The 23,141-nt window shown below is 59.8% G+C and carries 20 protein-coding genes and 1 other RNA gene; 19 read left to right on the forward strand and 2 right to left on the reverse strand.

Annotation, left to right across the window (positions count from 1 at the left end):
* Window positions 1-27: 27 nt before the first annotated feature.
* Window positions 28-1,761: a hypothetical protein gene (locus AC0J1C_RS03750; RefSeq protein ID WP_473045677.1), complete on the reverse strand. Its 1,734-nt coding sequence runs from the start codon at window positions 1,759-1,761 to the stop codon at window positions 28-30.
* Window positions 1,762-2,093: 332 nt separating this feature from the next.
* Here AC0J1C_RS03750 and AC0J1C_RS03755 point away from each other — a divergent pair, with 332 nt between their 5' ends.
* The 18 genes from AC0J1C_RS03755 (at window position 2,094) to lpxC (ending at window position 21,511) form a co-directional block, all read left to right on the forward strand.
* On the forward strand, window positions 2,094-2,648 hold the full coding sequence (locus AC0J1C_RS03755) for a recombinase family protein (RefSeq protein WP_473045678.1): 555 nt from the start codon (window positions 2,094-2,096) through the stop codon (window positions 2,646-2,648).
* A 277-nt stretch (window positions 2,649-2,925) separates the two neighbouring features.
* Window positions 2,926-3,123: RNase P RNA component class A (gene rnpB / locus AC0J1C_RS03760), an RNA gene on the forward strand.
* A gap of 302 nt (window positions 3,124-3,425) precedes the next feature.
* On the forward strand, window positions 3,426-3,878 hold the full coding sequence (mraZ, locus tag AC0J1C_RS03765) for a division/cell wall cluster transcriptional repressor MraZ (protein ID WP_296933794.1): 453 nt from the start codon (window positions 3,426-3,428) through the stop codon (window positions 3,876-3,878).
* On the forward strand, window positions 3,875-4,858 hold the full coding sequence (gene rsmH, locus AC0J1C_RS03770) for a 16S rRNA (cytosine(1402)-N(4))-methyltransferase RsmH (protein WP_473045679.1): 984 nt from the start codon (window positions 3,875-3,877) through the stop codon (window positions 4,856-4,858). Before mraZ ends, rsmH begins: the two co-directional genes overlap by 4 nt.
* A 2-nt stretch (window positions 4,859-4,860) precedes the next feature.
* Window positions 4,861-5,265 carry a cell division protein FtsL gene (ftsL, locus tag AC0J1C_RS03775; RefSeq protein WP_375191930.1) on the forward strand — a complete coding sequence of 135 codons (405 nt, stop codon included), beginning with the start codon at window positions 4,861-4,863 and terminating at the stop codon, window positions 5,263-5,265.
* Window positions 5,266-5,299: 34 nt separating this feature from the next.
* Complete coding sequence (locus tag AC0J1C_RS03780; RefSeq protein ID WP_473045680.1) at window positions 5,300-7,039, forward strand: peptidoglycan D,D-transpeptidase FtsI family protein; 1,740 nt, start codon at window positions 5,300-5,302, stop codon at window positions 7,037-7,039.
* Between the two features lie 4 nt (window positions 7,040-7,043).
* The gene (locus AC0J1C_RS03785; RefSeq protein WP_473045681.1) at window positions 7,044-8,528 is read left to right on the forward strand and encodes a UDP-N-acetylmuramoyl-L-alanyl-D-glutamate--2,6-diaminopimelate ligase; all 1,485 of its coding nucleotides are present in this window, start codon (window positions 7,044-7,046) and stop codon (window positions 8,526-8,528) included.
* On the forward strand, window positions 8,525-9,913 hold the full coding sequence (locus AC0J1C_RS03790; protein WP_473045682.1) for a UDP-N-acetylmuramoyl-tripeptide--D-alanyl-D-alanine ligase: 1,389 nt from the start codon (window positions 8,525-8,527) through the stop codon (window positions 9,911-9,913). Before AC0J1C_RS03785 ends, AC0J1C_RS03790 begins: the two co-directional genes overlap by 4 nt.
* A complete protein-coding gene (mraY, locus tag AC0J1C_RS03795) occupies window positions 9,898-10,983 on the forward strand; it encodes a phospho-N-acetylmuramoyl-pentapeptide-transferase (RefSeq protein ID WP_091991827.1) in 1,086 nt (361 codons plus the stop codon). The genes AC0J1C_RS03790 and mraY overlap by 16 nt, the downstream gene beginning before the upstream one ends.
* A 15-nt stretch (window positions 10,984-10,998) precedes the next feature.
* Window positions 10,999-12,339, forward strand: coding sequence for a UDP-N-acetylmuramoyl-L-alanine--D-glutamate ligase (murD, locus tag AC0J1C_RS03800; RefSeq protein ID WP_473045683.1), 1,341 nt, complete (start codon window positions 10,999-11,001; stop codon window positions 12,337-12,339).
* A complete protein-coding gene (gene ftsW, locus AC0J1C_RS03805) occupies window positions 12,339-13,538 on the forward strand; it encodes a putative lipid II flippase FtsW (protein ID WP_473045684.1) in 1,200 nt (399 codons plus the stop codon). The genes murD and ftsW overlap by 1 nt, the downstream gene beginning before the upstream one ends.
* Entirely contained in the window at window positions 13,531-14,616 is a 1,086-nt protein-coding gene (murG, locus tag AC0J1C_RS03810; RefSeq protein ID WP_473045685.1) for an undecaprenyldiphospho-muramoylpentapeptide beta-N-acetylglucosaminyltransferase, read from the forward strand. The genes ftsW and murG overlap by 8 nt, the downstream gene beginning before the upstream one ends.
* Window positions 14,609-16,054, forward strand: coding sequence for a UDP-N-acetylmuramate--L-alanine ligase (murC, locus tag AC0J1C_RS03815; protein WP_473045686.1), 1,446 nt, complete (start codon window positions 14,609-14,611; stop codon window positions 16,052-16,054). Before murG ends, murC begins: the two co-directional genes overlap by 8 nt.
* Before the next feature lies 1 nt (window position 16,055).
* The gene (locus tag AC0J1C_RS03820; protein ID WP_375192021.1) at window positions 16,056-17,027 is read left to right on the forward strand and encodes a D-alanine--D-alanine ligase; all 972 of its coding nucleotides are present in this window, start codon (window positions 16,056-16,058) and stop codon (window positions 17,025-17,027) included.
* On the forward strand, window positions 17,020-17,859 hold the full coding sequence (locus tag AC0J1C_RS03825; protein WP_375191938.1) for a cell division protein FtsQ/DivIB: 840 nt from the start codon (window positions 17,020-17,022) through the stop codon (window positions 17,857-17,859). Before AC0J1C_RS03820 ends, AC0J1C_RS03825 begins: the two co-directional genes overlap by 8 nt.
* 36 nt (window positions 17,860-17,895) lie before the next feature.
* Entirely contained in the window at window positions 17,896-19,131 is a 1,236-nt protein-coding gene (gene ftsA, locus AC0J1C_RS03830) for a cell division protein FtsA (RefSeq protein WP_008176504.1), read from the forward strand.
* A 97-nt stretch (window positions 19,132-19,228) separates the two neighbouring features.
* Window positions 19,229-20,386, forward strand: coding sequence for a cell division protein FtsZ (ftsZ, locus tag AC0J1C_RS03835; RefSeq protein ID WP_091991813.1), 1,158 nt, complete (start codon window positions 19,229-19,231; stop codon window positions 20,384-20,386).
* A 210-nt stretch (window positions 20,387-20,596) separates the two neighbouring features.
* The gene (gene lpxC / locus AC0J1C_RS03840) at window positions 20,597-21,511 is read left to right on the forward strand and encodes a UDP-3-O-acyl-N-acetylglucosamine deacetylase (RefSeq protein ID WP_375191939.1); all 915 of its coding nucleotides are present in this window, start codon (window positions 20,597-20,599) and stop codon (window positions 21,509-21,511) included.
* Between the two features lie 11 nt (window positions 21,512-21,522).
* Here lpxC and AC0J1C_RS03845 read toward each other — a convergent pair whose 3' ends face one another.
* On the reverse strand, window positions 21,523-21,969 hold the full coding sequence (locus AC0J1C_RS03845) for a DUF721 domain-containing protein (RefSeq protein WP_473045687.1): 447 nt from the start codon (window positions 21,967-21,969) through the stop codon (window positions 21,523-21,525).
* A 213-nt stretch (window positions 21,970-22,182) separates the two neighbouring features.
* Between AC0J1C_RS03845 and AC0J1C_RS03850 the strand changes: the two genes are divergently transcribed.
* Complete coding sequence (locus tag AC0J1C_RS03850; protein ID WP_473045688.1) at window positions 22,183-23,136, forward strand: M23 family metallopeptidase; 954 nt, start codon at window positions 22,183-22,185, stop codon at window positions 23,134-23,136.
* The last annotated feature ends 5 nt before the right edge of the window (window positions 23,137-23,141 follow it).

Below are 23,141 nucleotides of genomic sequence, written 5' to 3' on the forward strand. Positions count from 1 at the left end.
CTCCTGGGATCTGAAGCTTCTCTCGGATCATGGGGCTGGCCATTCTCCGGTCTGCTGTCCCTCGAAGAATTTACACAGTGACTCTCCGAATTCTGATCTGAAGTAGTTGCGTTTCTCTGTCTGGCGCCCATTCGCCTCATCCATGCCTAATGGCCACTCTTTGATATTGATGCCAGGCATAGCTCTTCGGATGCTATCGAGAAGTCGTTTACTAGCTTCATCACGTCCGAGCACAAGGTAGCAGTCTGACTTCTCGCAGTTTCCATGCTCATCAACAACGCGTCTGATCCTTATCCTGTTCAGTGCTTGGATAACGTCAACGGCCAGTTGCTGGTGTTCAATGGCTTTCCTGATGTCCTCGAATCCATGGTCGGAGCGCTTTTCTTTCTGACGGAACCATTCATCACTCTGAGGCCCTTTGCACGCAAAATAAGTGTTGCTCGAACAGATCCGGTCACGATACGGCAATCCAAAGCAAACGAAGGTATCGCAGAACTGATAGTCGTTCAGTCCATCGATCGCTCCCCAGTGGCCCGTCTGCAGTGCAAAGGGTGTTTTGTATTGTGCGATGAGCGGTTCGAGGTCTTTGTGGCAACACAAGAACGCGCGGGATTGCGCGGGGATTCGTTTAGAAAGATCCGACATCAACTGAGGAACTCGATTCCTTGCTCGTTTGATCATTTTTGTCTTTCCGACACCACTGATCCACGCTACGTGCAAGTTCACATTACGGTAGCTGCGAGCTTCGACCACTGGTTTAATTTCAGCCTTACCAGAGAAGAGGAGATACAAAAGGTTTTGAGATGCGGTCGCATCGAGAATCACTGCTCCCTGAACTCCTTCAGGAACGACTAGGGAGGAGGTGTTCAGAGTGTGCATCTTTCCTTTCTTGCTGTAATAGCGCCATTGGTCGAGTAGGGCTTGGCAGGACTCAAGAAGCTGATCGGCACGTTCTGAAAATCGTTTGCGTTCTTTCGGTGAGTGGTAGCCCAGGATCAGCTCATCCCAAGGAAGCCGATTGCATTCGGCGCGGAAGTCGTGGAGCGACAGCGACTCTGGAAGGCTCTCTGCTTTCATGGAGACAAGCCTTTCTGAAAAGTCCTCATCGTCACTTATTGATTCCAGAGTCTCAAGGAGTGAATCAAGATACTTCAAAGCAGCCTTGTGTTCTGGATCTGTACGGAGCTCGTGAGGAATGTTTCCGAGCAAGCGCGCCAGACTGTCCAGTTCAACTTGGTATTGGCGCACGATATCAAGAGACTCATCTATGACAACAAGCTGACGTTTCCCGCCAAAGCAGAAATCATAGGTCATCAAATTATCGAATGATTCCTCGTCGCCCCGAGTATAGCTGTCTAACGAGAGCTCATAAGCTCGGTGAGTGATTACCAGGACTTGAGTCTCTGCCATGTCGGCAGCGGACAAAGGGCTTTTTGAATGGCGAGTTCTGGCAATTTCTTGTCCCGCTAGCTCATTAATCAGAGCGGCCATGTCGTTTGCTTGGTTAACCAAGCGCACCACAATGAGTATTGCCACCTGGGGCTGATCTTTGTGCATGGCTGAGTATAAGGCCAGTCCCTGCGATTTGCCGGTGCCTGTAGCTGGTTGGACAACCCGCCACTTGCTGTCGGTTGCCTGAGCCTGTTCGTTTAGGGTCGAACATAACTGACGCCATACTGCTGTGAGCTTTGGGCTTGGGCAGTTTCCTAGCTGTTTCCAGCGAGTAGTCATTGCAGATACAAACAAGTCTTCACGAATCATTGGCGATTCCACACGTTGACAGTACTTCGATACTGCCAACACAGGGCCCCTCCAAAGCACCAAAGAAGAAACTGCCTCAAATAGGCGTGGGTTTGATTGAGGGGAGAGTTGGCAGCGGTTGAGCGAGGAGAGCGTGTATTCGTTCCTCTAGTACTGTGGGGTAATCCCTTTCCATGCAGTTCAGTGCTGTCTCTATCCGGATAGTCTCATCTGGGTACACCCTGGTGATGCATCTGACTGAGACAGTTTCTTTGTATCATCAGGGTTGCTTTCGGGTTCTGATACAGATATATCTAAAAGCTCTAGACCCTGTTGATACATTTGGAGGCTGTATGGCGGATGTTGGATATAGGCGGGTGAGCACGGTAGATCAGCACACGGATCGCCAGCTCGATGGGATGAGTTTCGACAAGGTGTTTGAGGATAAGTGTGGAGGTGGAGATACCAACCGACCGGCGCTTATGGCTCTGCTCGACTATGTCCGGGACGGTGATACGGTCCATGTGCACAGCATTGATCGGCTCGCTCGGAACTCCCGTGACCTAATGGGCCTGGTTGACGGACTCAGAGAGCAGGGAGTGACCGTCATCTTTCACAAGGAGAATCTGACTTTCGACGCAGGGAAAAGCGATCCCGTCAAAGAGCTCATGTTCCACATGCTGGGAGCCTTCGCGCAGTTTGAGAGGTCCATCATCGCTGAGCGTCAGCGTGAGGGCATCGCGAAAGCCAAGAGCAAAGGTGTCTATAAAGGGGGCAAGAAAGTCGTGGATCGGGACAAGGTGCGTTCTATGCTGGGGCAAGGGGTAGGACCCTCGGCAATCGCCAAGGAGCTCGGGATAGGTCGGATGTCCGTTTACCGTATAAAGAGAGAGGCCGTGGAGACCTGAGGGTCGCCCCCTCAATTCACCTCCTGTCCGCCAGGGGGTACGGGGGGAAGTTAATCTCGACCGTTCACTATTGCCCCTTCAGATTTTTGTCGGATTTTTATCCGGCCCCCACCGATTCCCACACATCTCAGGTTCTCCTGATCTACTTGTCCCCAGCGATCATTCCTGGCGATTGAGCGACCCAATTGCTCAGAATTTCAGCTGGTGGAGTGGTACAAACTCTGGTACAAAGTCGGTCCACGGGCCAAACATGAACTAGTCCATAACTCTGATATCAAGAGAGCGTTGAAGGCAGTCGGGGCTTGGGTTTGGGGCTTCCACGGCGATGGTAAACCCCACCTGGAGCAAGACCAAATAGGAATCCAATGGCGTGGCCCGCGCTGGATTCGGGTAGGTTGCTTGAGGCCTGTGGTGACGCAGGCCCTAGATGAATGACTGTCCACGACAGAACCCGGCTTATCGGCGAGCTCGCTCTTTTCCCTTTCTGTGACGCCCATCATTCTCAGCAGGCGTTCTTTATAGCCAAAAAATCTTACACCTCACTTGCCTTCTTCAGAGGTTTTTGCAGGTGTTTGATTTTATTTCTTTTCTTTTCCGTAATCTCAGCATCTCATCGAATCCGCCTTCGTAACCCCCTGTCATTAAAGAAACTTTCCCAAGAGTGGCGCTGTTTGCGGCGCTTGCATTGTGTATTGCGTGTTTCTATAGTGTGCAGAAGTGGGAAAAAGTGGTTTCTAGTGGTTTTTTGTGGATATCGAGTACCCAGAGACGGCGTAAATGAGCAATTTTCTCGGCAGTCATGCCATCAACATGGATGCGAAGGGTCGCCTGGCGATCCCCGCCAAGGTGCGCGAAGAGCTCGCGCAGGCCTGCGGCGGGCGCATTGTGTTGACGGCAAACGCCGACGAAGAGCGCTGCCTTCTGGTATATCCCGAACCTGAATGGGAAGTTTTGCGTCCCAAGATCGAAGCACTGCCCAACATGAACAAGGCCGCCCGGCGCCTGCAAAGGCTGATTCTGGGTAACGCCGCGCCCATGGAGCTGGATTCTGCGGGCCGCATCCTGATTCCGCCCACGCTCAGAAGCTATGCCCATCTGGAGAAAAAGTTGATGTTGATCGGGCAGGGCAAGAAGCTCGAGTTATGGAGCGAGGAGCGCTGGTTTGCCTGGCTGGACGAGTCCTCCGATGACGAAGAGATGCCGCCGGAAATGGAGGCGCTGTCCCTATGACCTCCGATCGCAGCCAGGAGGCCGGAGCGGCATACTCGCATCGCTCGGTGCTTCTGGACTCGGCGGTCGACTACCTGGTCAACGACCCCGATGGACACTACGTGGACGGCACCTTTGGTCGGGGTGGCCACAGTCGTCTCATTCTTGGTCGGCTTGGCCAGGCTGGTGGATTGCTGGGCATCGACAAGGATCCCGAGGCAATCAAGGTGGCAAAAAATCTTGAAACCGAGGACGCCCGGTTCCGTTGTTTTCATGGATCGTTTGCGGATCTGGGGCGCGCTCTGGAGAGCCGGGGCTGGCCCCTGGTCAACGGTGTCCTGCTCGATCTTGGAGTATCGTCGCCCCAGCTCGATGATGCCTCCCGCGGTTTCAGCTTTATGCGCGATGGGCCGCTGGACATGCGAATGAATACGGAGCAGTCGCCCAGTGCCGCCGAGTGGTTGGCCACGGCGGAAGAAACAGACATTGCCAACGTTATATTCCGATACGGCGAAGAGCGCTTCTCTCGCCGTATCGCCCGTTTGATCGTCGAGCGTCGCCAGGAAACGCCGGTGGAAACCACGCGGCAGCTGGCCGAGCTGGTCAGCGAGGCGGTGCCCAAGAAGGAAAAGCACAAACATCCGGCCACTCGAACGTTCCAGGCCATCCGGATTTTTATCAACCGGGAGCTGGAAGATCTGGAGGTGGGCCTCAGGGCAGCGGTGGATCATCTGGCGCCGGGAGGGCGCCTCGTGGTTATCAGCTTCCATTCGCTGGAGGATCGCCTGGTCAAGCGCTTCATGCGGGATCTGGCTCGAGGGCCTCAGCTGCCCAAGGGGGTTCCGGTGACCGCTGAGCAGGATGCCTCGGATTTTCGTCTCGTGGGCAAGGCCAGCAAAGCGGCCGCCGAGGAAGTGAGCGATAACGTACGCGCCCGCAGCGCAGTGATGCGGGTGCTCGAACGCACCGATATCAGGAAAAACTCGCAGGGGAGCGCGTAATCATGGGCGCGGTAGCTATAGAAGAGCCGGTCAGAACGGCAAAGCTGAACAAGCAGAGAGTCAGAGAGGGTGTGGCAACCGCTGTCCGGATTTCCCGCCGGGTGTTCGATGCCATGCGTCAGGGTCGGATGCTGGTGACGCTGGCCCTTGTTGGGGTGCTGCTGGCGTCGTCCATTGGCGTAGTGGTCAGCGCTCACGATAACCGGGAGTTGTTCAACACCCTGTCACAGCTTCAGGCGGAGCGCGACCGTTACCAGAGTGAGTGGAGTCAGCTTTTGCTCGAACAGAGCGCGTTAAGCGCCCATGGCCGGGTTGAAAAGCTGGCGGCCGAGCGTTTCAGCATGGTGGTGCCCGAGCGCCAGGATATTGTGCTGGTGCCTTTGATGTCTCCGGTAGCGAGCCGGTAATTCACGATAACAACAAACCTTCAGGGTGATCGACGTGTCCGATCAGGGAAAGAAGACAACATGGGGACAGCGTCTGGCGTCCGGGCTGGCAGCCTGGCGCTTTGGCTCCGTGGTGGGCGTCTTTTTGCTGGTTGTGGGCGTTCTGGGCTGGCGCCTGGTTGATCTGCACGTCGTTGATAACGAGTTCCTCAGAGAGCAGGGCGACGTGCGTACCATCCGGGTGGAGAGCATTGACGCCCACCGGGGCATGATCACCGATCGCTACGATGAGCCGCTGGCTGTCAGCACGCCGGTGCAGACCATCTGGGCCAACCCCTCGGAAGCCGACCCCACGGAACCCCGTCTGACTAACCTGGCCAGGTTGCTGGATATCAGTGAGGCGTCACTGAGGCAACGTATCAAGGACTATGCCGGGCGCGAATTTATCTACCTGCGCCGCAAAGTCCAGCCTGATCTCGCCCGCGAGGTGATGGCCCTGGACATCAATGGCGTCTATACCCGCCAGGAATACCGGCGTTACTATCCGGCGGGCGAGGTTACCGCCCACGTGGTCGGCTTCACCGACATTGACGAGCGCGGCCAGGAAGGCCTCGAGCTTGCGTACAACCCTTGGTTATCTGGTGAAACCGGCCTGAAGCGCGTGCTCAAGGACAACCGGGGTCGCGTCATCAAGGATCTTACCCTCATTCGCGATGCCAGCCCCGGCCGTAATCTTGCCCTCAGTATTGATCTGAGGCTGCAGTACCTGGCCTATCGGGAGCTCAAGGCTGTTGTTGCGGCCCATAACGCGCGGGGCGGCACTCTGGTGATGCTGGATGTGGATACCGGGGAAGTGCTGGCCATGGTCAATCAGGGGTCCTACAACCCGAACGACCGCAGTCAGCTGGCGGCGGAGAATCTGAGAAACAAGGCCATCACAGATCTGTTCGAGCCCGGGTCGACCATGAAACCAATCACTATGGCGGCCGCGCTCGAGTCCGGTCGGTATACGGTAAGCAGTACCATTGATACCAATCCGGGCTTCCGGCGATTCGGTCGTTTTACCATCCGTGATCATCGCAATTATGGCGTGATGGATATGACTGAGATCATTGTCAAATCCAGTAACGTCGGCATCAGCAGAATTGCGACCGACCTGGGCGGAGACGTGATCCGGGACCTCTACGCCCGTCTGGGCCTGGGGCAGCCCACCGGTATCGGATTCCCCGGCGAGGCGGTCGGCGTTCTGCCGGCACCCCCCAAGTGGCGCCCGGTTGAGGAAGCCACGTTGTCCTATGGCTATGGCATGAGTGTGAACGCCCTGCAGCTGGCCCAGGCCTACATGGTGATTGCCAATGGCGGGGTGCGCTATCCACTGAGCCTGATGCGCCGAGATGAAAAGCCGGTGGGCGAGCGGGTGTTGTCAGAGCAGGTCACTTTCCAGGTGCGCAACATGCTCCGCGAGGCGGTGGCTCGAGGCACCGGCAAGCGAGCCCAGCCCGGTTTCTATTCAGCCGGTGGCAAGACCGGCACAGTGCACCTGGTGGGTGCCCAGGGTTATGAGGACAGCCAGTACAAGGCCATTTTTGCCGGTATGGCGCCTATCGATAACCCCAGACTGGTTACGGTTGTGGCCGTTGATGCGCCGCAGTCCGGAGAATACTACGGTGGCGAAGTAGCGGCGCCGGTGTTCTCCAGGGTGATGAGTGACGCACTGCGACTGTTGAACGTGAAGCCTGAGCTGGAAGTGGGAAAAATGAAACACGGTGCTCCCGCTGCCGGAGAACGAGGGTAGGCCTATGTGCATCACATCACTCAGCACTCTGTTGCAAGGCATGGTCGCGGTCCCGTCAGTATTTGACGTGACCATCCACGGTCTGAAGACCGACAGCCGTGACGTGACGACGGGCGATGCCTTCATTGCCCTGCCCGGAGCCCGAACGCCGGCGGACTATTACGTCGACAGCGCCATTGAGGCGGGCGCCACCGTCATTCTTCTGCAGACAGAGCAGGATGGCCCGTGCCGGGAACGCCATGGCGCCCTCGTGGTGCCCGTTGTCGGTTTGCAAAAGCTGGTTGGTCGGCTCGCCGACCGGTTTTTCGAGCACCCGTCCCAGCGTCTGCGCCTGCTCGGAGTGACCGGTACCAATGGCAAGACCTCGGTCTGCCAGTTCGTGGCCCAGTTGCTCAAGGAAACCGGAACGCCCTGTGGGACACTGGGCACCCTGGGCTACGGCATGCCGGGTGCTTTGCAACCTGCCAGCCACACCACACCCGACGTGGTTCAGGTTAACAGGGTGCTGGCGCGTATCCTGAAGCAGGATGCCCGGGCAGCGGTGATGGAAGTGTCCTCCCACGCCCTCGACCAGGGCCGGGTGGATAACCTGACCATGACCGGTGCCGTGTTTACCAACCTGACCCGCGACCATCTGGATTACCACGGGTCCATGGAAGCCTATGGCGCTGCCAAGGCCCGTCTTTTCGAACGGGAAGAGCTGCATTTTTCCGTAATCAATTTCGATGATCCGTTCGGTCGGCAGCTGTTTGGTCAGCTGGAAGGCAAATGTGATCGGGTTCGGTACAGCCTGCATGAGGCCCAGACCGAACTCTGGATGCGGGAGTTCCGCCCCACCGATCATGGCTTCGAGGCTGAGCTGGACGGTGAATGGGGCCGGTTTGACATCTCGGTACCCCTGATGGGCAGCTTCAACGCCAGCAACGTGCTGGCTTCCATGGCCACGGTGCTGACCCTGGGGGTTCCGGTAGAACGTGTTCAGCAGGCGGCGAGTCGCCTGACACCGCCCCCTGGGCGCCTGGAACGTTTTGCCAGTGCCCAGGGTAAGCGGGTTGTGGTGGATTACGCCCATACCCCCGATGCCCTGGCCAACGCGCTGTCGGCGTTGCGGCCCCATGTGACCGGTAAGCTGATCTGCGTGTTTGGTTGTGGCGGCGACCGGGATCCGGGCAAGCGTCCGGAAATGGCCCGTGAGGCCGAGGCTCTGGCCGACCTGGTCATGGTGACCGATGACAACCCCCGTAGCGAGGATCCCGAGGCCATTGTCCGGGATATCCTGGCCGGGTTCAAAGATCCGCAAATGGTCCGGGTGATTCATGATCGGGCCAGTGCCATTCAGGCCGCGATCGGTTCTGCCGGCCCGGACGACCTGGTTCTGGTGGCTGGCAAAGGGCACGAGGCCTATCAGGAAATTGCAGGGCAGAGGTATCCGTTCAGCGATGCCGAACAGGTACGCCACATGCTTGACCTGAACGGAGGTGTGGCATGATGCGCGCCTTTTCCCTGGCGGAAGCCAGGCAATGGCTCGGCGCAGAATGCGCGACCGGCGGCCTCGATGCGCTGGTGTTCGAAGGCGTTTCAACGGACACCCGCAGCCTCCAGTCGGGCCAGCTTTTCGTGGCGCTTCGGGGCGATAATTTTGACGGCCATCGTTTCCTGTCGCAGGCGGCGGCAGCCGGCGCCGTGGCTGCTGTGGTGGACACGCCGGTTGCCGAGGTGGCCATGCCTCAACTAGTGGTTACGGACACCATCGAGGCACTGGCGCAACTCGCCACGGCGAATCGTCTCGAAAGCGATGCCGGTATCGTGGCCATCACCGGCAGCAGCGGCAAAACCACGGTCAAGGAGATGTGTGCCGCAATCCTGCGTCAGGTGGGCAACACCCTGTTTACAGAGGGAAACCTGAACAACCACATCGGTGTGCCTCTGACCCTGTTCCGGCTGTCCCCGGAGCACCGCTTTGGTGTTATCGAACTGGGCGCCAGCGGCGTGGGTGAGATTGCCCACACCGTCGCCATGGCCAGGCCCCGGGTGAGCATTCTGACGAATGCTGGCCAGGCTCATCTCGAAGGGTTCGGTAGCTATGAAAACATCGTGCTCACCAAAGGCGAGATTATTGATGGTGTAACCGACGATGGCCTGGTGGTCCTGAACCAGGACGATCCGGCGTTTGAGCAATGGCGGCGCCGTGCCGGTTCCCGCCGGTGTGTCGGTGTCAGTCGGCTTGGTGCCAACGCCGATTATCAGGTGGTGGTTGAGCGCGAGGACTCAGGCGTTCGGGAGTTGATGGTGACCGGCCCTGGCCAGTGGCGTCTGCGGGTTCGGCTGAACCTGGCGGGGGACCACAATCTGACCAATATGCTGCTGGCAATCGCAGCAACCCGGGAGCTGGGTGCCGGCGATGAGGCCATTGTTGCCGGTCTGGAAAGTGTTGCCCCGGCAAAGGGGCGGCTGCAGATCCTGCCACTCACGCCGGAGCTGACGGTCATTGACGACAGCTACAACGCCAACCCGTCCTCCATGAAGGCCGCGCTGGATGTACTGGCTGGCCGTGCGGGGCAGAAGATCGCGGTGTTCGGTGCCATGGCCGAGCTGGGTCCGGACGCCCGAAGGATGCACCGGGAAGTGGGTGAACACGCCCGGAATCTTGGGATCGACCGGTTGATTGCTGTCGGCCCCGGCAGCGAAGGCTATGGCGACGGTTTTGGTGAGGCTGCCGAGCTGGGGCTGAGCCACGAGCAGGCCGTTGAATCAGCCCTCGGGGCAAGACAGACAGCCTTGACCGTGCTGGTCAAGGGTTCTCGCAGTTCCGCCATGGATCGAGTGGTGGAGGGAATAAAAGAAAAGGTGAACGATTCATGCTGCTCTGGCTGACAGAGGTTCTATCACAGTATTTCTCCGCCCTGACGGTGTTTCAGTACCTGACCCTGCGTGGGATCCTCGGAACCCTCACGGCGCTGCTGATCTCGCTGATCATCGGCCCGGTGATGATCCGCAAGCTCAGTCAGTACCAGATTGGCCAGGCGGTGCGGGACGACGGCCCCCAGACTCATCTCAGCAAGGCCGGCACGCCGACCATGGGCGGGGCGCTGATTCTGGTGGCCATTGGCATCAGTACCCTGCTTTGGGCAGACCTCAGCAACCGCTATGTCTGGGTGACGTTGCTGGTAACCCTGCTGTTCGGTGCGATTGGCTGGGTGGACGACTACCGCAAGGTGGTGGAGCGCAATCCAAGGGGCCTGCCCGCGCGCTGGAAGTATTTCTGGCAATCGGTGATCGGGGCCACGGCGGCCGTGGTGCTGTTCTTCAGTTCCTCGTTGCCCCAGGAGACGTCGCTCTACGTGCCATTTGTCAAACAGGTCTCGCTGACGCTTGGGCCGGTGCTCTTCATCCTGCTGACCTATTTCGTGATTGTCGGCAGCAGCAACGCGGTCAATCTCACCGACGGCCTGGATGGTCTGGCGATCATGCCGACGGTGATGGTAGCGGCTGCCCTGGGTATTTTCGCCTACGTGTCGGGCCATGCCCAGTTCGCCAACTACCTCCTGATACCGCATTTGCCCGGCACCGGTGAGCTGATTGTGTTCTGCGGTGCTCTGGTCGGCGCCGGCCTCGGGTTTCTGTGGTTCAACACCTACCCGGCCCAGGTGTTCATGGGCGACGTTGGCGCTCTGGCTCTGGGTGCGGCGCTGGGTGTGGTCGCGGTGATTGTGCGCCAGGAAATCGTACTGTTCATCATGGGCGGCGTGTTTGTGATGGAAACCGTGTCGGTGATCCTCCAGGTGGCGTCGTTCCGCCTGACCGGACGCCGGATTTTCCGGATGGCGCCGCTGCATCACCATTTTGAGCTCAAGGGCTGGCCCGAGCCTCGAGTGATCGTGCGCTTCTGGGTCATTACCGTGGTTCTTGTACTGATTGGCATTGCCAGTCTGAAACTGAGATAGGACAACGCTGCAACTATGAGTGTCATTGTTTCGGATCGTCGCACACTGATCGTAGGGCTCGGTAAAACCGGGCTCTCGTGCGTGCGCTATCTGTCCGGACAAGGCCGGGAAATCGCTGTCGCTGATAATCGTGAGCAGCCGCCAGGGCTGGCAGAGCTGAAGGCCGAGTGGCCGGACGTGCCAGTGTACCTGGGCCGTTTTGATCCGGAGTTGTTCTGCGGTTTCAACGAACTGGTGGTCAGCCCGGGCATCAGTGTCGCCGAGCCGGCCATCGCTGCTGCCGCCAGTAAGGGTGCGCGGATTCGCGGCGATATCGATCTGTTCGCCGAGGCGGCGGACGCGCCCATCGTTGCCATCACCGGCTCCAACGGTAAAACCACCGTCACCACCCTGGTGGGTGAGATGGCCAGGGCGGCCGGTCGCAGGGTGGCCGTTGGCGGCAATATCGGCACTCCAGCGCTGGACCTGCTTGAGCAGGGGGCAGAGTTGTATGTTCTGGAACTGTCCAGCTTTCAGCTTGAAACCACCGAAGAGCTCAACGCTCTGGCCGCCACCGTGCTGAACGTCAGTGACGATCACATGGATCGCTACCCGAACAAAATGGCGTACTTCCAGGCCAAACAGCGGATCTTCCGTGGATGCCAGAATGCCATTGTCAACCTGGACGATGCGCTCAGCACCCCTATGGCAAGGGATAACCTGCGCTTCCTGTGCTTCGGGTTTCACCGGGTCAATCCCGAGACTTTCAGTACCCGTGACGACGACCAGGGCACCTGGATTACCTTCGGTTTCGACAACCTGTTGCTGGCCAGCGAGCTCAAGCTGATGGGGAGCCACAACATCAGTAACGTTATGGCGGCCCTTGCCCTGGGGCATGCCGCCGGGCTGCCCATGGACATCATGCTGGCGGTAGCCCGGGAGTTTCCGGGCCTGCCGCACCGGTGCGAGTTCATCCGGAGGCTCAACGGTGTCGATTTCATCAACGATTCCAAGGGTACCAACGTGGGTGCCACGGTGGCGGCCATCGAAAGCCTCGCGCCGCGCGATGGCAAAGTCGTGCTGATTGCCGGCGGAGATGGCAAGGGCGCCGATTTCACGGCTCTGGAGGCACCCGTGGCCCTGCATTGCCGTGCGGTGGTGCTGATCGGCCGGGATGCACGGGCCATCGCGGACGTGTTCGGCAGCGGTATCGAGGTGCATTACGCCGGAGATCTGGCCGAAGCCGTTGCACTGTCGTCCGACCTTGCCCGGTCGGGTGATCGGGTGTTGCTGTCTCCGGCCTGCGCAAGTTTCGACATGTTCCGGGATTACCTGGATCGTGGTGATCAGTTCCGTTCGCTGGTGGAGGGCCTGTGATGCACGCAGATCTTTCACTGCAACGTCGTAACGCCTGGGTTGGAGAAATCCAGCCACTGCCCATGCTGGTAGTCAGCGCCGCGGCCCTGCTGGTGCTGGGAGTGATCATGATCTCCTCGGCGTCCATGGACATGGCCGCCGAAACCGTGGGCAGCAGCTACTACTACGTGATTCGTCAGCTTATTTTTGCCGCCCTGGGTTGCCTGCTGGCGCTGGTGGCAGTCAACGTGCCTGTTGCCTGGTGGGAGCGCAGCGGCTGGTTGCTTCTGGGTATCGGATTGCTGTCCCTGTTCCTGGTGCTCACGCCCCTGGGCCGTACGGTCAACGGGTCCACTCGCTGGATTCCCTTTGGCCTGTTCAACGTTCAGGTCTCGGAAGTTGCCAAGCTGTGTCTGATTGCCTATCTGGCCGGCTACGTGGTCCGCCGCCGGGAAGAACTGCTCAACACCTGGCCGGGTTTCCTGAAACCGCTGGTGGTGCTGGGCGTGGCGTCGGTCCTGCTGGTGATCCAACCGGATTTCGGGGCCACGGTGGTGCTGGTGACGGCGGCAGCGGGCATGATCTTCCTTAGTGGTGTGCGGCTCAGCCGGTTCATGCCGCTGATCGGCACCCTGGTGGTGCTCGGCGCCATTCTGATCGTGACCCAGCCCTACCGTCTGAAGCGGGTGGTCAGCTATCTCGATCCCTGGAAGGATCAGTTCGACAGTGGCTACCAGCTGACTCAGTCACTGATTGCCTTTGGTCGCGGTGAGTGGGCTGGCGTTGGTCTTGGCAACTCGATCCAGAAGCTGTTCTACCTGCCAGAGGCCCACACGGACTTCATCTTCGCCATCATTGCCGAGGAGTTCGGCCTGCTGGGGTCATTGCTGGTACTGGCGCTGTTCACACTGTTGGTGGTGAGTGGATTCGTGATCGCGCGGCGGGCCGAGAAAGCGGACATGCCGTTTGGCGCCTGTTTTGGCTACGGGCTGACACTGCTGATCGGCCTGCAGGCCGGCATTAACATGGCTGTGAGCACGGGGCTGCTGCCCACCAAGGGTTTGACGCTGCCCCTGGTCAGTTACGGTGGTTCCAGCCTGATGATCACCTGTGTCTGTATCGGTGTTCTGGCCCGTATCGAGATGGAGCGCCTGGACCAGGAAAAGCTGGCTCGGGAGAAGACTGGTCCCGGGAGCCGGGGAGGTGCGGTGTATGACTGACCAGCGCCGTTTCCTGATGATGGCCGGTGGCACCGGTGGCCATGTTTTCCCCGCCCTGGCGACTGCCCGGGCGCTGGAGGCCCGCGGTCACCAGGTGTACTGGCTGGGCGCCAGCGGAGGCATGGAGCAACGACTGATATCGGACACCGAGATTCCGCTATCGCTGATCCATATTTCCGGGCTGCGGGGCAAGGGCCGGTTAGCCCTACTGGCCGCGCCCTTCCGCCTGATGCGCGCGCTGGGCGAGGCCTACACCATATTGCGGCGCATCCGGCCCCACTGTGTGGTGGGCATGGGTGGTTTCGTGACTGGCCCCGGCGGCGTCGCTGCCTGGCTGACTCGCACGCCACTGGTGATTCATGAGCAGAACGCCATTGCCGGTCTGACCAACCGGTTGCTGGTGCGATTCGCCCATACCGTACTGGAAGCGTTTCCTGGCAGTTTTGGCGCCAGGGTCGTCACCCGCTGTACCGGTAATCCGGTGCGTTCGGATCTGGCCGCGCTGCCCGAGCCGGGCGAACGTCTTGCAGGACGTTCCGGATCCCTGAAATTGCTGGTGATTGGTGGCAGCCTCGGTGCGCAGGCGTTCAATGAACAATTGCCGGAGGCGCTTGCCCTCCTGCCGGAACAGGAGCGCCCTCTGGTTCGTCATCAGTGTGGTGAGCGTCATGCCGATGCCGCCCGTGGCGCCTACGAGCGCCGTGGCGTGGAGGCCAGCGTGGAGCCATTTATCAAGGACATGGCGGAAGCCTATCAGTGGGCCGATCTGGTGTTGTGCCGATCCGGCGCGCTTACGGTGTCCGAGCTCTGCGCAGTGGGCGTGGGTGCGGTTCTGGTGCCGTTTCCCCATGCGGTGGACGACCACCAGACCCGCAATGGCGAACACATGGTGGCGGCGAAGGCGGCCATCCTGATTCCTCAATCCAAAATGACTCCGACGGTGCTGGCGGAAACCCTGGGCGACCTGGCCCGGGACCGCAACCGGGTGATGGACATGGCGAAAGCAGCCCGTGCCCTGGCGCGACCGGACGCCACGGAGAGAGTCGTGAATTATTGTCTGGAGGCCGCTCATGGCTGATGCAACAAATCCGCCCCTGGTCTACCAGGTGCCCGAAATGCGCCGGATCCGCCACATCCATTTTGTTGGCATTGGCGGTGCGGGCATGAGTGGTATAGCCGAGGTCCTGAAGAATCAGGGCTACGACGTATCGGGTTCGGACCTGAAAGAAGGCGCGGTCACCGAACGTCTCAAGGCCATGGGCGTAGACGTCCAGATTGGTCACCGGGAAGAGAACAGTGCCAGTGCTGATGTGGTGGTCGTTTCCTCTGCCGTCGGCGCCGACAATCCGGAGGTGGCTTCGGCCCGGAGCCGTCGCGTGCCGATTGTCCCGAGGGCAGAGATGTTGGCGGAGATCATGCGTTACCGGCACGGCATCGCGGTGGCCGGCACGCACGGCAAGACCACAACGACCAGCCTGATTGCCTCCATCCTCGGCGAGGCTGGCCTGGACCCGACCTTTGTGATTGGCGGTAAACTCAACAGTGCAGGCACCAATGCCCAGCTGGGCGGTTCCCGCTACCTGGTGGCCGAGGCCGATGAAAGCGACGCCTCGTTCCTGCACCTGACGCCGGTGATCTCGGTGGTCACCAACATCGAGGCGGACCACATGGACACCTATGGTGGTGATGTGGAGAAGCTCAAGCAGACCTTCGTGGACTTCCTGCACAACCTGCCGTTCTACGGCGTTGCGGTGATGTGCGTGGACGACGGCTATGTGCAGGAGATTATTCCCAGAATCTCAAGGGCCATCATCACCTACGGCATCGATAATCCTGACGCCGACTACCGGGCGGAGAATATTTCCTCCGATGGTCTGCGGACGCATTTTGTTGTCAAGCGCCCGGGTGGCCGCAGTGATCTGGCTGTCGAGCTCAAGATGCCGGGCCGACACAACGTACTCAATGCCCTGGCGGCCATTGCCGTGGCCACCGATGAGGGCGTGGAAGACGACGCCATCTGTCGTGGCCTGGCCGGATTTGCCGGTGTCGGGCGCCGATTCCAGGTCTACGGGGATTACAAGACGCCCAGGGGCACGGTCACCCTGGTGGACGATTACGGGCACCACCCCACCGAGGTTGAGGCTGTCATTCGAGCGGCCCACGATGCCTGGCCGGATCGGCGTCTGGTGATGCTGTATCAGCCCCATCGTTACACGCGGACCCGCGACCTCTATGAAGATTTTGTCCGGGTACTGTCGGAAGTGGATGGCCTGTTGCTTATGGATGTCTATTCCGCCGGCGAGCCGGCCATTCCTGGCGCCGACGGGCGTGCCCTGTGTCGCAGTATTCGCCAGCGGGGCCAGGTGGAACCGGTATTTGTCGAGGATAACCGTGAAATTGAATCCCTGCTGGCCAACGTGCTGCAGGATGGCGACCTGCTGATTACCCAGGGCGCCGGAGATATTGGTGGCGTAGCGGCCCGTCTGGCGGCCGCAGGAGTGATTGCCAGTGAGTGATATGCATCATCCCGAACCCCAGGCCTATCAGGCCGATCCCGAGCTGGTCCGGGCCTTCGGACGCGTGGCCGTGTTCATGGGCGGGGATTCGGCAGAACGGGACGTTTCCCTGAAAAGTGGCAAGGCGGTTCTGGCGGCGCTGGTGTCCGCAGGGGTTGATGCCTTTGCCGTTGACGTTCAGGGATGTCTGCTTCGAACCGTCGATAACCCCGATTTTGACCGGGTCTTTATCGCCCTCCACGGGCGCGGTGGGGAGGACGGTACGCTGCAGGCGATCCTGTCCCAGGCGGGCATTCCCTATACCGGGAGTGAAATGATGGCCTCCGCTCTGGCCATGGACAAGCTCAGAACCAAATACGTGTTCGAGGGTTGCGGCTTGCCGACGCCGAAATTCCGGACCATGTCCGATGTCGGGCAGGCGGAACAGATCCTGAAGGAGTTGAAGGCCCCGCTCAGCGTGAAGCCGTCCCGGGAGGGCTCCAGCATCGGTATCCGCAAGGTGCACACCGCAGCGGAACTGGTTGATGCCTACGAGGCGGCCGCTGCCCTGGACAGCATGGTGCTGGTAGAGGAATGGGTTGAAGGGCCGGAGTTTACCGTCAGCCTGCTGCAGGATCAGGCCCTGCCGGCCATCGGGTTGAGTGCCAGCACCGAGCACGTGTTCTACGACTACGAAGCCAAGTACCTGGCCGACGACACCCGGTACCGCATTCCCTGTGGCCTGGCGCCGGAAGACGAAGTTCGTCTCCAGCATCTCGCGCTGGAAGCGTTTCGGGTGGTGGGCTGCCGCACCTGGGGTCGCGTGGATGTCATGCAGGACAGCGACGGACAGTTCTGGTTGCTGGAAGTGAATACGGTACCGGGTATGACCGATCACAGCCTGGTGCCCATGGCGGCCAGGGCCGCCGGCATCTCTTTCGAGGAGCTGGTGGTGCGGATACTCAAGGACACGCTGGAGGGCAGCGATGTTTGAAACAGTGCTGATCCGGAGTCGGGCGACCCCGCCCGAGCCGCCACGGCGTCGGGGAGCCACCTCCCTGGAGCCTGAGCGGGACCGGTTTGGCCTGTTGCGAGGTGTGCTGGCCGCGGTGCCCTGGCTCCAGGTGGGGCTGGGCGCGGTGATTGTTCTGCTGGCCGGGCTGGTGCCCTGGGGGACCGGCAAGGTTCTCACCGCCATGGACCAGCAGATCCTGGCGGTGGACGTGAAAGGCAACTTTGTTGGCGACAGCCGGGTGGCGATCGAAAGAGCGGCCGGTAACTGGATCGGCAAGAGCTACTTCGCCACCGATCTGTCCGAGATCAAGGCCAGCCTGGAACGCCGGCCCTGGGTGGAATCCGCTGCGGTTCGCCGGGTGTGGCCGGATCGACTGGTGATCGACATCCGGGAGAAGAAACCGCTGGCCTACTGGACCGACGGTCGCCTGGTCAGCCGCACCGGCCAGCTGTTTGCTCCTCCCAACCCGGAGGTGGCTGGGCCACTGCCACGATTGGCCGGGCCGGATGAGAGGGTGCGCGATGTGATCGCGATGGCGCGAACTATGAGCGACCGCCTGGTGGCACGCGGGCTTGGCTTCTCAGGCCTGGCGCTGGAGCATCGGGGCGCCTGGACCCTGCAGCTGGCCAACGGCATTGAGGTGGTGCTTGGTCGTGATCAGGTAGAACAGCGCTTTGAGCGGTTTATGACGGTTTATGAAAACCGGCTGGCGGCACGATCGAATGAAGTCAGTCGGGTGGATGCCCGCTACACCAACGGGGTAGCGGTCCAGTGGAAGGCCGAAGCAGAAGCTTCCGGCCCGAAATCCTAGCAACGGTTTGTTCAGACCTACGGTTTGGTGAAACACATGTCATCGGTTGAAACGGAAAACATGATTGTCGGCCTCGATATCGGAACCTCGAAAGTGGTCGCGATCGTCGGCAAGCGCAAGATGGACGGCACCATCGAAGTGGTGGGTATTGGTTCCCACCCGTCCCGGGGGCTGAAGCGTGGTGTGGTGGTGAACATCGAGACCACCGTCCAGGCGATCCAGCGCGCCGTGGAAGAGGCTGAGCTGATGGCCGGGTGCCGCATTCATTCGGTGTATGCGGGGATTGCCGGCAGCCACATCAAGAGCCTGAACTCCCACGGCATCGTGGCCATCCGCGACCGCGAGGTGACCCAGGCCGACATCGACAGGGTGATCGACGCGGCCCAGGCGGTGGCGATTCCGGCCGACCAGAAGATCCTGCACATTCTGCCCCAGGAGTTCGTGATCGACAGCCAGGAAGGCATCAAGGAGCCCATGGGCATGTCCGGTGTCCGCCTGGAAGCGAAAGTGCATCTGGTGACCTGTGCCGTGAACGCGGCCCAGAACATCGAGAAGTGCGTGAAGCGCTGCGGTCTGGAGGTGGACGACATCATCCTGGAGCAGCTGGCATCCAGCCACGCCATCCTCACCGAGGATGAGAAGGAGCTGGGGGTCTGCGTGGTGGACATTGGTGGCGGCACCACCGATATCGCTGTGTTTACCGGAGGCGCCATTCGCCACACCGCGGTGATCCCGATTGCCGGCGACCAGGTCACCAACGACATCGCCATGGCGCTGCGCACACCCACGCAGAATGCCGAAGAGATCAAGATCAAGTATGCCTGCGCACTGACCCAGCTGGCCGGCGCCGACGAGACCATCAAGGTGCCGAGTGTTGGTGACCGTGCCCCGAGGGATCTGTCGCGGCAGGCGCTGGCCGAGGTGGTGGAGCCCCGTTATGAGGAGCTGTTCACCCTGGTTCAGTCCGAGCTTCGTCGATCAGGATTTGAAGACCTGATCCCGGCGGGCATCGTTATCACCGGCGGTTCCTCCACCATGGAAGGGGTGGTGGAACTGGCCGAGGAAATCTTCCACATGCCGGTACGGTTGGCCTGTCCGCAGGCGGTCTCCGGCATGACGGAAGTGGTCAACAACCCCATCTACGCCACTGGCGTCGGGCTGTTGATCCATGGGTTCCGCCAGATGGATCTTGGGCGGGCACCGGTGCTCAAGGGTGAAGATGCACCCTCGCTGTTTGAGCGCATGAAAGCCTGGTTTACCGGTCATTTCTGACGGTATCCCGGGCGGCAGTACACGAAGGTATCTCGAAAACACAATCTCGAACAAACAGTCTGGAAAAGGCTGAAAACAGCACGAAGGAGTAGGGGAAATGTTTGAACTCGTCGATAATGTCCAGCAAAACGCTGTCATTAAAGTCGTCGGTGTTGGCGGAGGCGGCGGCAACGCCGTGCGTCACATGCTCAACAGCGACATCGAAGGTGTGGAATTTATCTGCGCCAATACCGATGCCCAGGCCCTGACCGACCTGGACGCCCGCCAGATCATCCAGTTGGGCGGCAATATCACCAAGGGGCTGGGCGCTGGTGCTAACCCGGAAGTGGGGCGCCAGTCCGCACTTGAAGACCGTGATCGCATCGCCGAGGCGCTCAAAGGTGCCGATATGGTGTTTATCACCGCGGGCATGGGCGGCGGTACCGGCACCGGCGCGGCACCCATCGTGGCCGAAGTGGCCCGCGAACTGGGTATCCTGACCGTTGCCGTGGTTACCAAGCCGTTCATGTTTGAAGGTGGCAAGCGCATGAGCGTCGCCGAATCCGGTCTCAAGGAGCTGGAGGAAAGCGTCGACTCGCTGATCACCATTCCCAACGAAAAACTGCTGGCGGTCATGGGCAAAAAGACCAGCCTGCTGGATGCCTTTGCCGCAGCCAACGATGTTCTGCTGGGCGCGGTGCAGGGTATTGCCGACCTGATCACCCGCAACGGTATGATCAACGTAGATTTTGCAGACGTGAAGACGGTGATGTCCGAGATGGGCATGGCGATGATGGGTACCGCGCGGGCCACTGGCGAGAACCGTGCCCGGGAAGCGGCCGAAGCCGCCGTTCGCAGCCCGCTGCTGGAAGATATCAACCTGCAGGGCGCCAAAGGCATCCTGGTCAACATCACCGCCGGTATGGACCTCAACCTGGGCGAATTCTCCGAGGTTGGCGACATTGTGCGTGAGTTTGCCTCGGACTCCGCCACCGTTGTGGTCGGTACCGTGATCGATCCGGAGATGACCGACGAGCTGAAGGTGACCGTTGTGGCAACCGGCCTGGGTGGTGATCGCGAGAAGCCGACCAAGGTGGTGGATAACACCCGCACCCTGGATGGCAAGACCGATTACAACCAGCTGGATCGTCCGGCGGTGCTGCGTCGTCGTGCGGTGTCTCACGGCAACGTCGCGATCGACCAGAGCAAGGACAGTGAGGAGCAGGGTGTCGATTATCTCGATATTCCCGCATTCCTCCGTCGGCAGGCTGACTGATAACGTATCGCACTTGTGATCCGGTTACGCTCCGGGTTCGAACAACGGACCCTGTGAGCCGGCCAGTGCGAGCATTGACTGCCTGATATCGTTGTGGATGAACAAATGGCAACGATAGGTTGGTTAAATGGTATTCAGTCTTGCTTTCTGGTATCCTCCGGGCAGATTTTTGCCCAGAATATCGCCATTTTGTGACGGAATTATGTACCGATGATCAGACAACGGACCCTCAAGAACACCATCCGTGCCACCGGAGTTGGTTTGCACTCAGGTGAAAAGGTGTACCTGACACTCAAGCCGGCCCCGGTGGACTCGGGAATTGTTTTCCGCCGCACCGATCTGGACCCCATGGTCGAGATCCGTGCCTGTGCGGAGAACGTGGGTGAGACCATGCTGTCCACGACGCTGGTAAAAGACGGTGTCCGTGTGGCGACGGTAGAACACCTGCTGTCGGCCATGGCTGGTCTCGGCATTGATAACTGCTTCGTCGAACTGAGCGCAGCGGAAGTGCCGATCATGGACGGCTCTGCCGGTCCGTTCGTGTTTCTTCTGCAGTCCGCCGGCATTGCCGAGCAGGACGCGGCCAAGCGTTTCATTCGCATCAAGCGTGAGGTAACGGTTGAAGAGGGCGACAAGAAGGCCACCCTGCTGCCTTTCGAAGGCTTCAAGGTGAGCTTCGGCATCGACTTCGATCACCCGGTGTTCAAGGGGCGCGCCCAGACCGCGACCGTTGATTTCTCCAGCACCTCCTTTGTCAAGGAAGTGAGTCGTGCGAGGACCTTCGGGTTCATGCGGGACATCGAGAAGTTGCGGGCCATGAACCTTGCGCTTGGTGGTAGCGTTGACAACGCCATCGTTGTGGATGACTACAAAATTCTCAACGAAGACGGCCTGCGTTACGACGACGAATTTGTGAAGCACAAGCTGCTTGATGCCATTGGCGATCTTTACCAGCTCGGCAACAGCCTGATTGGTGAGTTCCGTGGTATCAAATCCGGCCACGACCTGAACAACAAGTTGCTGCGCAAGCTTCGGGCTGAAGAGGATGCGTGGGAAGTGGTGACCTTTGACGACGAGGCCACTGCCCCGATTTCCTACATGAAACCCGTGCTGGCGGCGGGCTGAAGCAGGAAGCTTCAGTCCCGGACGTGGCTCGCGAGTTTTTCGAGAACCTCGCGTAACGCTTTATCCTTCGTGTGCCCGGCTTCCTCTTTGAGGAGCCGGGCATTTTCTTTGCTCAGGGGCTCTTTTTTACGAACAGGTTTTTCCCGAAACCTGGGTGGGGCCACCTTGACCTTCAGCTTCCAGGTAAACCGGAACAGCTCGATGTTACGCACGGCCTCGAGGATTTCATGCTGGCGGAAGCGAATCTGACTGGCTTTTCCCGCGGTTTCTGCGGTCAGTACCAGTTCGCCATCCGTACAACTGACAAAACGTACCCCGCCGGCGAGCTCCGCGGGCAGGGCGGCCAGAACCTCTTGCTCCGCCTGGCGGTGCAGCTCCGCCCGGGCCACCAGATCCCTGAGTACCGGGGTTCTGCCGAGCTTGTTGAAGGTCATTTTCTGATCGCTTTTTCCGTTCATGGTGCTTTTTTGCTCGACGGCTCCGATTACGATTGGTTACACTTCGGCACGGTTTGTGCGTAGTGCCTGCATTGGACTCGTTTTACATTGTGTCAAATGAGTATGTCTACCGGGCGCTGCAATTTTTTCAGTATGTAGCTGTTGCCAAAGGATGGCAGACCCACTCGGAATATTCCGGGGCGCAACGCTACAGGAGGTGGTTGCGGCTCAACGATGAAACCAGATGACGATATGAACATTATTCTCGTTGGCAAAAACCACGGAAAGTCTCGTGTTTTGTCGATCAATGGGGCCCGCGCAGGCGCTCTTCTTGTCTTGGTGATGTCTCTGCTGATCGGGGCCGGCTGGGCCGGATATCAGGTTGCGGTCCAGCAGGCCAGTGCCGAACAGCCCAGTGAATCCGAATTGGTGGCCGACTGGCAGTTGCGATTGTCTGAGCAGAAAGCGGATCTGGCGCGTCTTCGGGAGAACGTCCAGCAGCAGGTCGATGCACTGACTCTGAGGCTGGGTGCAATCCAGGGGCGCCTGTTGCGCCTGGATGCCCTCGGTCAGCGGTTTGTCGAGTCCGGCCTGGTGGCCAGTGACGAATTCGATTTTGATCAGCCGGCGGCCGTTGGTGGGCCCGAGGACACCCTGTCGGGTGAATCCTATTCCGCTCCCCAGCTGACCCGTATGATCGAGGAAATGGAACAGCGGATCGAGGACCGGGAGCAGCAGCTCCGGTTGCTTGATCAACTGGCCTCGACCCAGCGCCTGGAGGACGAGTTGTACGTTGAAGGGCGCCCGATTACCTGGGGCTGGCTGTCTTCGAAGTACGGCTACCGTTCCGATCCTTTCACCGGCAAACGCACCTGGCATGCCGGGGTGGATCTGGCAGGAAAAGAAGGTAGCGACATTATATCGGTTGCCGGTGGCGTGGTGACCTACGCCGGTGAGCGCTACGGCTATGGCAACCTGGTTGAAATCGACCACGGCGACGGTCTGATTACCCGGTATGCCCACTGCAAGACCGTCAAGGTTGCCGTAGGCGATGTGGTGCAGAAAGGGCAAGTGGTTGCTCTCATGGGAAGCACCGGTCGCTCTACCGGCCCCCACGTTCACTTCGAGGTCATCCGGAACGGCAAGTCCGAGAATCCGGAAACCTACATCAAGCGCGCCAGCCGCTGATCTTA

This window comes from Marinobacter sp. E2 (genome assembly GCF_055755345.1).